We start from the raw sequence: 13043 nt of genomic DNA on the forward strand, positions 1-13043 counted from the left end.
AATCCATCAAGATTCATTCTGGCTCTATGTCATGACTAACGGTAAAATACCGCTTTTATTGAATTCCGCCGCAAAAAAATCACTGCGGCATCACACGCTAGGGTAAATCCATTATGAAATGCGGTATCGTCGGCCTGCCAAACGTAGGCAAATCCACCCTGTTCAACGCCATCACCAAAGCAGGCATCGCGGCAGAAAACTATCCCTTCTGTACCATTGAACCAAACGTCGGCATTGTTGAAGTGCCAGACACCCGCTTGCAACCGCTGATCGACATTGTTAAACCGCAAAGAATACAACCAGCCATTGTCGAGTTTGTTGACATTGCCGGCCTGGTCGCCGGCGCTTCCAAAGGTGAAGGCCTGGGCAACAAGTTTTTAGCCAACATCCGCGAGACTGACGCGATTGCCCACGTGGTGCGCTGCTTCGAAGACGGCAACGTGATTCATGTTGCTGGCAAGGTCGATCCACTGGCGGATATCGAAGTCATCAACACCGAACTGGCCCTGGCCGACATGGAAACCGTAGAGAAAACCATGCAGCGTGAAGGCAAAAAAGCCAAAAGCGGCGACAAAGAAGCTATCGCGTTGATCAAAGTGCTGGATAAAGTATTGCCTGCCCTCAACGAAGCCAAGGCCGTGCGCACTATTGGGCTGGATGCCGATGAACTTGCACTGCTCAAACCACTGTGCCTGATTACCGTGAAACCGGTCATGTACATCACTAACGTCACCGAAGGTGGTTTTGAAAACAACCCGCACCTGGACAAAGTGCTGGCCCTGGCCAAAACCGAAAATGCGCCTGTTGTGACTATCTGCGCCAAAATCGAAGGTGAAATCTCCGAACTGGACGAAGAAGACAAGCTGCTGTTCCTGCAGGAACTCGGCCAGGAAGAACCAGGCCTTAACCGTGTTATCCGTGCTGCGTATGATTTGCTAGGCTTGCAGACCTACTTCACTGCTGGCGTACAGGAAGTCCGCGCATGGACCGTGAAAAAAGGCGCCACCGCGCCACAAGCTGCTGGCGTCATCCACACCGACTTTGAACGCGGCTTTATCCGCGCCGAAGTCATTGCCTATAACGACTACGTGCAATACAAAGGTGAAAAAGGCTCGCAAGAAGCCGGCAAGATGCGCCTGGAAGGTAAAGAATACATTGTGCAGGACGGCGATGTCATGCACTTCAGGTTCAACGTCTGATTAAGAACGGGACACGAAAAGGCCGAGGTGACCCGGCCTTTTTTATTGCAACTCGCCAACTGCTTTAAATCCAGCGTATTCAGGCTTTTCAATGACCCGTGTAAAACAGGGGAAGAGGTCCGGATCCAGCTTGGTTCCCGACTCCATTTCCATAATCTGCATGATCTCCGCATGCGGTCGCGCGCCCTGGTAAACCCGCCGCACCGCCATCGCATCATAATTATCAACCACCGTCACAATGCGCGCCAATAACGGAATATCCTCACCTGCAAGCTTGTCAGGATACCCAGAGCCATCAAACCACTCATGATGATGACGAATTACCCTGGAAACCAGTGCTGACTGCGGATGCTCATAAGCTGCAATCAAGTCACCACCAACCGAAGGATGTTGCTGCATCACACTCGTTTCCTCATCATCCAGTCGGCTCGGTTTCATCAACACCGTATCCGGCATCACAATTTTGCCGATATCATGCAAACTCGCCCCGATCTCCAGCACACGCAACTCGTCGCTACTAAGACCCAGCGCCAGACCAATACCATTTGCCAGCGCCATCACACGATCACTGTGCAGGCGCGTATACGCATCGCGCTGGCGCAAGGCATCCGCCAGCACCGCACTTAACTTGAGTACGCCACTATGATTATTTACTTCCCGGGTCATGCCGCTATTTTGCTCCAAATTTGAGAGTTGGCAAGAATACGCCAGAATCTCCCGACCAGAATGACAAAAATCAAAAAAAGCAGAAAATACTTACTTAAAAAGGTCACCGTCTTAGGTTGTAGACCTATAAGACAACTGCTATAATCGCGGTCTTTCAAATCTGGTGATGTAGCTCAGCTGGTTAGAGCACAGGATTCATAATCCTGGGGTCGAGGGTTCAAGTCCCTCTTTCACCACCAACAATGACGGGGCTTACAGGACAATTCATCGTTTTGTAAGCCCCGTTCTCTTTTTGTCGGGGCAACACTGGGGCAACAAAAAATAAGTTTTCATATTTTTTGCAACTCTGCCTAAAAATCAAAGCTCACGATTTAAAGCCTTATAAACGATTTCCTAGGTGTCAGTGAGACTATGGCTGAATTTCTTGTTTTAATCGGTTTTAGGGTAGTTTCTGGTTGATTGCTAGGGGTTTTGTTTAGATTAATTCAAGATACATGCTTACTTATTTCAAGATATAAAAAAGCCACTGTTAAAGTGGCTTGATAAAGATTATTTTTTTATTGTTCCCTTTTCTTTTTGATAGCTCATCGTATCAAATAGGAAATCTGCAAGTGTCTTTGCTGAATTCACTGCAAGCTTTGCATGGTGTCTACTAGGTTTGTATGAAACACCATGAGCATCAGACATTTTATTTCTCATGGCTGCTAAACCATTCACTATATTCGATAGTCCTGTTATTACTTGTTTGAGACTATCATTAATATCTTGCCTCTTTGGATCAAGATTTAATAATTTTCTAGCCTGATTGAATATCTTAATCAAATCACCTTCATTTTCAATTTCACCTTCAACCTCTTTGATAATTTTTAAACAAACTGCTTCAACTAAACTTCTTGCATTGGTAATTGCACCTGAATAATCAGCTAAATCAATTTTTTCTCGGCATTTTTGAATTTGCTCTTCAATAACAACTTCATTCAATTCACTAGACTCGCCAAATCTATTTTCCACTTCAATTACTGTGCCTGATAACTCTCTAATCTTATAAAAATTACCATCACGATAAGCTTCATAACCATCATATTTTATTAGCTCATTTAAAGCATTGGATGCAACTTCAACACTATATTCACCATTAGTGTTCCTATCTAAATCAATCCATAATCTAGGGTCTAGTAATTCCTTAAATATGTTTCTTAATTGAGGTTTATTATTAAGATCTGCTAGTTTAGTTTGAGCATAAACTCTTCTTGTTGGGAATCCTTCACCATATACATCGCGAGAACCAAATTTATTAAAAAAATCTACTAAATCCACCCCTCTTCTATAAGGCCATCCTGGTGAATCACCTGCAATAAATACACCAATTTTTTCAATTGAATAATCTGATAGCTTCATAATCAGTTTATTAGCTCTTCAAAACCTTCATTGAATTCTCTGGTTCTATCGGTGCTATTAAAGAATGGTAATCCCCATGCTGCATAATGCTTGTTTGAAAATAACTGATCAATCTCAAATTCACTTTTAATTGCTTTAAGGAAGTTTTCTTTCCATTCATCAGCCTTCAATAAATGTGAACCTTTAGGTTCAAGAAAGACTTGATAATACATGGTGTTTGTTTCTTCTTTTCCTACTAGGTAAAGAATAAAATCAGGTTCAAATGGTCGGCCATCATCAAAAGCATAGATTTTGAAGTGTCGTTCATTTCTGATTAGAAAAACCTCTGAATACTTTTTGGATAAATCAGTATGCTTTTTATCAATATACTGAATCAAAAGTTTTTCTTCAGATGTTCCATAACAATCATTGAATGGATACCAATCTTTAGCAGTTAAATCTAAATGATAAGCTGTCTCTACTGCATTATTCATAGACTTACCGAATTCTTTATCTCCACTATCATCAATAGTGAAATTCAATGTTTTATCAGTAAATACTTCTTTAATCATTCTTGGATGAAATTTCTTACTTCCTTTATATTCAATCTTATCGGATGAAATAAATGTGCTGATTGAAGTTAAAACTTGAATTGTTGCATCAAGCATTTCATCTGGTGAAAGATTATTTACTTTATCCGGCAAACCTGTAACTTCAAGTTTCAATTTACCTAAATAATCCTCTGAATCAATAAACTGATCTATAGATTTAAGATTAGGTAGGTATTTTTTCAAATTAGAGAATTCATAGAATTCTAGTCTTTGAATAGCTTTCCTGATGATTGATTTCCCAAAATTCTTTAGTGAATAATCAACACTCTTTTTAACAATCCCTTTATCCGTAGCTGGTGCTTCAAATGCAAATATGCTTTTGGTATATCCCGTTTTTAAGGTGATTTTATGTAATTGGTTAATTACACTACTATCAAGCCCCACAATATCATCACGACTATATTTAACTCGTTCATTTATGAAAAAATGACCTGCCTTATACAATGCTGTTTTTTTAAAGCTTTCTTTAAGGGTTATTTTTCTTTCAATACTTTCATTAGCTTTAATGCCAATTTCTCTTAAGGCTGTATTCAACTCTTGAATGTATTTAGGATTGTATGAACTATGGTAGTGTAACTCTTCACATATCCTTAATTCATTATCAATATCTTCATCATATTTTCTACCAAATAAAGGCTGATCACTTGTGATTTGAAAAGGACAATATCTTGCACCTCTACCAATTAATTGAGCTTCGCTCATGGTAGTTTTACCTAGTTTACCTTTACCACTATCACGGGTTTCATAAAGTCTAACAATGTCAAAAAGGTTTAGAACATCCCAACCTTCATTCAACTTGTCTACAGCAAATACTGCCCTAAATTCATTTGATTCTAATGAATTAACTGCAAGCTGCTTTAACTCACTATCTTCCTTACTATTAACTGAAATAAGTTTTTCTTCAGAAAAATCTTCTTTCAATTCAGTTACTAGATTTTCAAGTGAAATATTATTGGCTTCTAAATAAGAAAATATTTTCAGTATTGTTTCTTCATCAGTGCCATTTTGTATGGTCTGTAAAGTATCAGGTTTTAGATTTTTAACGGCATAAACAAAATCTTCAAGAAAGGATTGGCTTTCCTTGATAGTTTTAGATTTGAAAAGTATTACAGGTTTAATGTGGAGCTTATTTTTCTCAAATACTTTTCTTCTGTATTGGCTTAATAAAATAGCTTGAATTGCTCTATCAATAGTTGATAGGTCTGATTGCAATACTTTAACTTCTTTTGAATATCCATCTTTACGGAATTCTTTCAATGGATAATCAAATATCAGTTTTGGTTTATATTTCTTGCTTAAATTTTCATCATTAAAATCAACTGTTGCCGTGAATTCTAACAAAACATTATTAGGGTTAGCTTTGAAAATTCTTTCTACTGTGCCTTCCCAAGATAATATTTCAAATAGTTCATCTTGCTCTATTTCAATACCTTTTTTTGTGTCAGCATTAATGTGGTGGGCTTCATCGGATAATAAGACTATCTTTTTATCTTCAAAATCATCATAGGTAATGCTGTTTTCTCTTGGTGTGTTGAGTGATAAATGAAGTCCTTGAATTGTGGTGAAAATGATATTAATTTCATCAGGGCTTGTAGATTGAAAGTTGTTGAGTTCATGAAAGTTTATTCTTTTGTCTGTAAAACTAATTGAATCAGCAAACAGATATTTAATTGAGTGCTGATTTAAAAAGTTATCTTTAGTTTTTTCTATGATGTTGTTGTTATTCACAAAGAATAAAAAGTTTCTATACCCTTTCTCATAAAGATAGAGTATCAAACCTGCCATCATGAGGGTTTTACCACTCCCTGTAGCCATGTGAAAAAGTAGTTGATGGTTTTGTTTAGGTTTACCATCAAAATCTTCATTCCAATAGTTTAAAAATAACCTAAATGCTTTTTCCTGATAGGGTCTTATAGGGAATTTAGGATTTAGGTTACTTAAAATTGAATCGGGTATTTTGGTAGCATCAATGAATCGCTTACCTAACTCTTCAATTAGAGTTTGAAATAATGTTCTATCAGCCATTATGAGTTACCAAAAAACTTTTTATTGATTGATTTATCAGATTCAGAAACTCCAAAGGTTTCATCATCAATTTCTGATAATGGAACATAAAGCATATTTTTATCTAAAACTTCAATTAAAAATTTCTTTTGCTCATCAATGTTGAGTTCTGAAAACTCACTGATTGAATCATTGAATTCCTTTGGATTAACTTTGTAAGATAAGAATGCTTTAGTTTGCATTTCATCCCAAATGGTTAATAAAGCTTCTGCTTTATCTGCATCCTGAATTCGATCAATGAATGATTGATTGGCTTTTGCTAATTCGCAATAAATGAATTCACCACCACCTGACCAATTTACATCTTTAGAGATACCACTATCATCACCATTTACTACATTTTTTAAACGAACAATAGAATCATTTTCAGCATAATCTAACTGCTCGATACCTATATAACTTCTATTTAATTTATGTGCTGTTGCTGCGGTTGTGCCACTTCCTAAATGATAGTCCATGACAATATCATGAGGCTCTGTGCTCATTTCTATTATTCTTTGAATTAACTTTTCAGGTTTTTTACCAGACAATAATTCAACACTTCCTTCTTTAGTTAGATTTTTGGTTTCCCCTACAAAATCCCAATAAGTGCCTTGTTTTTCTTTTTTGTATAAAACACCATCTACTTCTTCAACAACATCTTTTAACCATGCCAATAATCTAAAATTTGAGCCTTTGTAGAATTGCTCATAGACCTCACCTTTATTTTTTCCTGATCTTGGAACATATTCAATTGAAAAGAAATCACCTTCAACATTCAGTTCATTTACCTTTTCCATTACTCTTGGTCTTATAGAGCTTTGGGGCATTGCTGTTTGGAAAATTCTATCCGAGAAATTGTTATATACCTGCTCTTCAGTTAGATTTTCTTTAGTCATAACTTTTGATACAGATAGGAATTCAGGATTATTTCTTCTGTAAATATTTATCTCATTACCTTGGCCATCAAAAGCGGTGCCTACAAATTCTTTATCACCAGAATAGTAAAGCACTGAAGTATATTTCCAACTAACTTCATCTTCTCTGTATTTTTCTATCAATTCAATTAATGGTAAGTAATCGTAAACATCCTTAAATGGCTTTAATAAGAAATAGTTGTTAGCATAAACATGGATATACTCAATGTTTTTCTTTAATTTTTTATCTTCACCACCACCTGAAGCACCTGCAACATTTTTCATATTCACTGAAATAGTGTTAATGAAATTTTCACGGCCAAATACTTCATCCAATAAGACTTTTAGATAGGCTTGCTCATTATCATCACATTGGACAAAAATTACACCATCTTTAGTAAGATAACGTCTTGCTATATTTAATCTATTCTTCATGAATGTTAGCCATGTAGAATGATTAAAATTATCGTTATATTTAAATGAGTCAGATTGTGTATTGTATGGTGGATCAATATAGATTAATTTAACTCTCTCACTATATATTTTTGATAATGTGTGAAGCACCAATAAGTTATTACCTTTAACAATTAAATTTGAATTACTCAAATCAGCTTGAATGTTTTTATCTTCATGATTTCTGAAGTTCGTTAATACTTTTGGTGAAAGTAATCTATCAATTTGATCAGGGGCTAAAATCTCATTCCAAAATACTTCATTTCTTACATCTTCCTCTTTCTCTTGACCACCTTCTAAAACACAATCTTTATAAGGCCAAGATAAAACAGTATCATCAGAATCCTTGATATATTCATCACCCGAAGTTAAACCTACTTTGTTTTTAAATGATGTGTAGCTGTCAGGTAGAAACTCTTTATTGCTCACAAATTTTTGAAATTTGATTTTGTCAAAAACTAATACACCATCAATTTCAGCGAAAAAATGTTTTTTCAATGATTCTGAATTCAGCAATAGCTTCAATATTGTTGAATCGAGATTTAATGCCAATTCAACAACTTTGTTTTTTAGAAGCTTTCCATCAACTACTAATGCATCATTGGATGAAAGGGCTTCTACTAGGTTTTTTAAGAGGTTTTGCATGATTTTAGTCGTTAGATTTATAGTTTTATTATCAGTTAATTATAAGTTTACAACCAAGGCACTAATTCATCTAGTGAATCTAAAAATAAGAAAAGCCACTTTGTTAGTGGCTTGTATGACTTAAGTAATCCCCAGTGAAAACTAGGTGGGTTTTGTGCTTTATAAGCAGGTAAAGGAATTCCTAAAAGCTGACATTGCTAAAACCCTGACTACCTGCGATTTTAGTATTTAACCGAATGACATATCTCATGAAAGAAGAAGTGAGTTCAAAAACAAATTCAGTCTCATCTTCATTCACTGCATCGTCATGCTTGATATAGGTATTTTGATATTTGGTGTAGTAGTCAATCAACTTCATGAACATGTTTGAGAATTGAACTGAACCGCCAGCCGATTCAACAAACAATCCTAATGATGACATTTGGTTCTCTAATGACTTGTCATTTTTGAATATTGATTTCAGTAGTAGCTCTAAACTCAATCTCAAATCATCAATTAAATTACGGGTAAAAATCCTGTGTTTGTATTTATGAATGGCAGTGGTGTATAGCTCTAATGACTTTGGATATTCATTCAACCAATGCCTTGTTTCCTCAATGAGTGTTTCATTCAGTTTTGAAAACTCATCTTTAGGTGCAAGGTGTGCGAATTGAGATACTAGTTTAACTTTGAGTGCCTTAACCTCTTGATTCTCCCCACTCACAAATTTTCTATGCTCACATAAATCTCTTATGATTTTGAATTGTAAGGTTGATGAGAATGGTTTGATATTTTCAAATAAGGCTGTTCTTTTATTCACATCAAATGGATATTGAGCAAACGGAATATTGACCTGATATTCAACTGCATATGCACTCATTTGTTTAACAATTTCATTTCCACTTAATCCTTTATCTGTATCAGCAAGTATGTCTGCTGAATAGGTTAAAAATGGAATTGGAATATGACCTAAATTGATATGCATGAGTATTTCCAGTGATTAATTATTCTTGTTTTTCTACTTCATCTAGCAACCCAAGAGAATTATTATTAGTTTTCTTTGGTCTTGTGGGCTTTGGTGCTGGTTCACTCATTAAATAGCCATCAGGGGCTAATGTTAGTAATTGTCTAGCCATATCATGGTCAGCATTCAACCATTTTGTGTAATCTTCATTTTGAAGTATTACTATTGATCGTTTTTCATCCTCTATTTTATGAAAATGTTTCATTACTGGATGATTTGCAGCATTTATTGTTAGCATTGAAAAAGTGAATATCACTTCACCAGTTTCACGATCAATCACCCTTTCATAAATACAAGCTGCTGCTTCAGGCTCACCATCTGTTCTTTTGATACGATAGCGAATAGATTTATCTTTAATGCCTGTGACTTCATAATTTGGTTCATAGAAGCTATCCATAAGAACTAAACCAAATCGCCTAGCATTCCAGGCTGATTTGTATGTATTTTTCTCGTCTACGGTTTCACTTCTGGCATTGTATTTACTGTTGCCATAATTCTTTTTGTTAATAGCCCAGCTTGGAACCAAACCAAACTTTGCTAATTCACATTTTGGCTTTCCATCTTCTAAATAAACAAATGGTGCAGGATATGAGGGGTAAGCATCATAGATCCAACTTATATCTGGCAAATCTATTCCAAATTGTTTAACAACCCATTCATTATGAGTTTTTGAAATTGGCTGAAAGTTGCTACACATATATTTGATTGAATTTCATTAATCACCGACTACTAATACATCTTCCCATTTAGTAGTGTAGTTGGGGCTTAAATGTTCTTGTTTCATTGTCCAAGGTGCTTTGTAGCCCATTGTTCCAACTCTAACCGTATTCTTACCCATTTTAGTGTTTATGCAATCCATGACTTCCATTAATTCAACTGACTTATCCACTACTTGTTTATTGCCGAATAAGTCTGGTTGTTTATCATTAACAATATCCTCTAAATTAACAATGTCAGTTAAACCTACTCCACACTTAATATACTCAAAACCTTCAATGTAGATATTTTCAAGAATTTTTAAAGCAACACTGACTAGCAAACGAGTATCGTTTGATGGTGCTTTTAAACCAATCATTTTACTTTCAAAATATTTTGGGCCATCCCCAAAAGGGCTAGTTTGAATAAAGCATTTAACTGAGTTTGCAAACCCATTCTGTAATCTCAATTTCTCGGCAGCACGAGACATATACATACTGACTGCTTCAACTAAGCTTTGATAGTCTTTCACTTTATACCCAAATGAACGACTACTTATGATTTCCTTTTTTGGTGGTGGTATTTCTTCCATATCAATACACATCTCACCATTTAACTCATGAATTGTTTTTTTCATTACTACTGAAAACAATTTAAGAAGTTTCTCAGGGTTAGCATTCTTTAAATCTAAAGCAGAATTAATTTTAAGCCTTGAAAGTTTAGGCTCTAACCTTCTACCAACTCCCCATATTTCACCAGTTGGTAAAGCTGCTAATCTTTCATTAACTATATTCGTTTCATAATCATTGAAATTATAGACACCGTTCATTTCTGGATTTTTTTTAGCTACATGATTTGCAAGCTTTGCCAATGTTTTAGAAGTGCCTATTCCCACACAAACTGGAAGTCTTATATCTTTCCAAACTCTTGCTTTAATTTCTCTGGCTATTTGAGTGTGATCACCTGAAACACCTGTCATATCCAAAAAGCATTCATCAATTGAATACACTTCTTGGATTGGACCATATTCAGAAAGAATAGCCATTAAACGATTACTCATATCAGCATATAAGGGGTAATTACTTGATAAAACAACAATGCCATGCTGTTTTATTAAGTCTCGCATTTTGAATAAAGGCTCACCCATTTTGATACCCAAATCTTTAGCTTCTTGGCTTCGGGCAATAGCACATCCATCGTTATTACTAACTACAACAACGGGAATTCCCCATAATTTTGGGTCAAATACTCTTTGAGCACTTACATAGAAATTGTTGGCATCAATAATGAATATTGATCTTGGCAAGGTTTGAACTAAAGACATGCTATTAGTCATTGAATCGATGAAATGTGCCTGTGATTACTCCCCATAATTCAAAGCTAGTGAATTCAGTAATATGAATAGGTTTGAAACCCTCATTAGCTGGCATTAATAATGGAAAGCCATCAGATGCACGATTTAAAATCTTCATGGTGAATTGACCATCCACCACTGCCAATACACGACTACCAATTTTTGCAATTGCTTGACGATCAACTACTGCCATTGCACCATAATTGAGTCCAGCATTAACCATTGAGTAGCCACCTACTTTTGCATAAAAGCTAGAGTTCTCATTCTTGATAAGATATTTATCAATCTTTAATCTCTCTTCAATATGATCACTTGCCGGTGATGGGAAACCTGCTGAAACACTACTGCTATAAAGATTGAGCTCTATATCTATATCGTTATTAATGAACACACCAATGCCAGGCACTTCTTCATTGAATTGGGGCCAGCCTAAAGCATTCCAATTTCTTTCAGGGAAGAGTCGCAAGAATTCATTTTGAATTTCTAAAATAACTGAAGGTGGTAATTGATTACCCATGATTCACTCTTAACATCAATCTGCAAAATATCGCATATATGATAAACCCATTAAGCAAGTCTTTCACTTATGAACTGATCACAATGTCCTCGCTTTTCAGCTACTTGAAAAGTAAGGTCGTCTAGCTCTTCCATTTCATTTTTAGTTGGTGGCTTACCCTTACCCTCCAAACTATCCAGAAACTTCTTATCTAGGGCATTCTGTGTAGCTTCAGCCTTAACTTTAATCTGTAGCCACTCTGAATAAAGTTTTTTCCATTCCACACTATCTTCTACGGTCATAAAGGCTCCTATTGGATTGGTAAATTCTTATACTCTGTATGACCATAGAGAAATTATGGTGTTCTGTAATTCAGAGGTATATTACTGAAATAAAAATGAAAATACTTAGGGGGGTGTATGGGGCTATTAGATTTTCTGTTCGGAAAAAAAACGACTGAACAAACCAAAACCAGCAGTTTTAATAACAAACCTTTAGTTCAAATTGAAGATAGTTTCATTATTATCAATTCAATGGATTACTTTGGAATGTATGAGAAGTCAAAAGATGGTAATTGGTTAATATCATGGAGAGGAAGCACACAGGGAAAACCTTACGGTGAATATCTGCTTTATGATATTAAAAATAAAGAGGTTGCTACTCATGGAAAGCTCGAAAAACCTCAAGCTGGACATGTAGCAAATAATGGCACTTTCACTATTGAAGATTGGATGAATTCCAATAGTTTGATTGGCACATTCAATGTCTTTTCTTCAACTGGTGAATCTCTCTTCAAAGAAACTCTACAAGCCAATATATTGAATAGTGGCATATCAACTAATGGTGAATTAGCTGTTTGTCAGACTGCTAACAATCCCAATGGTGATGACGGTTCAGTAATGGTTGCTGTTAATGTGAAAACCAATTCCAGGCTGTTTAAAATTCATCCAGAAATTGGTTGGGCTGATGGATATGATTTTGATGAAGAGAAGCAATTAATCAAAGTTGTTGTTAATAGTGTGGGTAAGTTTAGCTATGACTCAAACGGTAATTTTATTGATGCAAAAAAATACATTGAAGCACGTTTAAACTCCACTGAATACAACATAGCAATCTTGGCATGTGATGAAATAATGAAAGAAGATAATGTGTCTGTAGAAGTCGCTCAATCAGTATTTGATTCAGCTAGTAAGGCATTAGCTAAAGGTGGGGTTAATGATAGTAGCTATAAACCGATAGCTTACAAGTCTATGGGTTTAGCTCAGTTGGTTATGGGCAATGAAAAAGAAGCATTAAAGAACTTTGATGAAGCTATGAAATTGAATCCGAAAATCGGATTGAAGAGAAAATCTGATTCACTCAGAAAGAAACTGAATTCAAATTGATTATCTCTCATCCCTAAACATAATGACGGTGTATCGCTCTACATCGCTCCAAGAAGTTTCTATGTAAATGTCTTCGCCAGTGGGTAAGTTGTATTTACCCAATACATGACCTGCAACCTCGTTAATTTCGTCATTATTAGCCTGTATATCTTCAGGGGATAGCTCACCCCATTGATTATTCACGAACTGGTCTATAAA

At 35.8% G+C, this 13043-nt stretch carries 12 protein-coding genes and 1 tRNA gene; 3 read left to right on the forward strand and 10 right to left on the reverse strand.

Going from position 1 to position 13043, the window contains the following annotated elements:
- Nucleotides 1-113: 113 nt before the first annotated feature.
- Complete coding sequence (gene ychF, locus BLP53_RS03425; protein ID WP_091469938.1) at nucleotides 114-1199, forward strand: redox-regulated ATPase YchF; 1086 nt, start codon at nucleotides 114-116, stop codon at nucleotides 1197-1199.
- Between the two features lie 42 nt (nucleotides 1200-1241).
- On the opposite strand, the gene BLP53_RS03430 is transcribed toward ychF, so the two are convergent.
- Complete coding sequence (locus BLP53_RS03430; RefSeq protein ID WP_091470453.1) at nucleotides 1242-1865, reverse strand: HD-GYP domain-containing protein; 624 nt, start codon at nucleotides 1863-1865, stop codon at nucleotides 1242-1244.
- A 162-nt stretch (nucleotides 1866-2027) separates the two neighbouring features.
- Here BLP53_RS03430 and BLP53_RS03435 point away from each other — a divergent pair.
- A tRNA-Met gene (locus BLP53_RS03435) sits at nucleotides 2028-2104 on the forward strand.
- A 310-nt stretch (nucleotides 2105-2414) separates the two neighbouring features.
- Here BLP53_RS03435 and BLP53_RS03440 read toward each other — a convergent pair.
- The 8 genes from BLP53_RS03440 to BLP53_RS03475 all read right to left on the reverse strand — a co-directional run bounded on the left by BLP53_RS03440 (nucleotide 2415) and on the right by BLP53_RS03475 (nucleotide 11762).
- Nucleotides 2415-3263: an abortive infection family protein gene (locus tag BLP53_RS03440; protein ID WP_091469942.1), complete on the reverse strand. Its 849-nt coding sequence runs from the start codon at nucleotides 3261-3263 to the stop codon at nucleotides 2415-2417.
- Nucleotides 3264-3265: 2 nt separating this feature from the next.
- Nucleotides 3266-5878, reverse strand: coding sequence for a DEAD/DEAH box helicase family protein (locus BLP53_RS03445; RefSeq protein WP_091469946.1), 2613 nt, complete (start codon nucleotides 5876-5878; stop codon nucleotides 3266-3268).
- Nucleotides 5878-7911, reverse strand: a complete 2034-nt coding sequence (locus BLP53_RS03450) for a DNA methyltransferase (RefSeq protein ID WP_091469949.1) — start codon at nucleotides 7909-7911, stop codon at nucleotides 5878-5880. Before BLP53_RS03450 ends, BLP53_RS03445 begins: the two co-directional genes overlap by 1 nt.
- A 181-nt stretch (nucleotides 7912-8092) precedes the next feature.
- A complete protein-coding gene (locus BLP53_RS03455) occupies nucleotides 8093-8875 on the reverse strand; it encodes a hypothetical protein (protein WP_091469952.1) in 783 nt (260 codons plus the stop codon).
- Nucleotides 8876-8894: 19 nt separating this feature from the next.
- Entirely contained in the window at nucleotides 8895-9611 is a 717-nt protein-coding gene (locus tag BLP53_RS03460) for an SOS response-associated peptidase (protein ID WP_091469956.1), read from the reverse strand.
- Nucleotides 9612-9629: 18 nt separating this feature from the next.
- The gene (locus tag BLP53_RS03465; protein WP_091470456.1) at nucleotides 9630-10934 is read right to left on the reverse strand and encodes a Y-family DNA polymerase; all 1305 of its coding nucleotides are present in this window, start codon (nucleotides 10932-10934) and stop codon (nucleotides 9630-9632) included.
- Nucleotides 10935-10938: 4 nt separating this feature from the next.
- On the reverse strand, nucleotides 10939-11481 hold the full coding sequence (locus tag BLP53_RS03470) for a LexA family protein (protein ID WP_143001342.1): 543 nt from the start codon (nucleotides 11479-11481) through the stop codon (nucleotides 10939-10941).
- A gap of 50 nt (nucleotides 11482-11531) precedes the next feature.
- Entirely contained in the window at nucleotides 11532-11762 is a 231-nt protein-coding gene (locus tag BLP53_RS03475; protein ID WP_091469959.1) for a hypothetical protein, read from the reverse strand.
- 117 nt (nucleotides 11763-11879) lie between these two features.
- Between BLP53_RS03475 and BLP53_RS03480 the strand changes: the two genes are divergently transcribed.
- A complete protein-coding gene (locus BLP53_RS03480) occupies nucleotides 11880-12845 on the forward strand; it encodes a tetratricopeptide repeat protein (RefSeq protein WP_091469963.1) in 966 nt (321 codons plus the stop codon).
- Here the strand turns inward: BLP53_RS03480 and BLP53_RS03485 are convergent, their stop codons facing one another.
- Nucleotides 12846-13028, reverse strand: a complete 183-nt coding sequence (locus BLP53_RS03485; RefSeq protein WP_091469967.1) for a hypothetical protein — start codon at nucleotides 13026-13028, stop codon at nucleotides 12846-12848.
- Between the last annotated feature and the right edge of the window lie 15 nt (nucleotides 13029-13043).

The organism is Methylophilus rhizosphaerae (assembly GCF_900100975.1).
GTDB classification, from domain to species: domain Bacteria; phylum Pseudomonadota; class Gammaproteobacteria; order Burkholderiales; family Methylophilaceae; genus Methylophilus; species Methylophilus rhizosphaerae.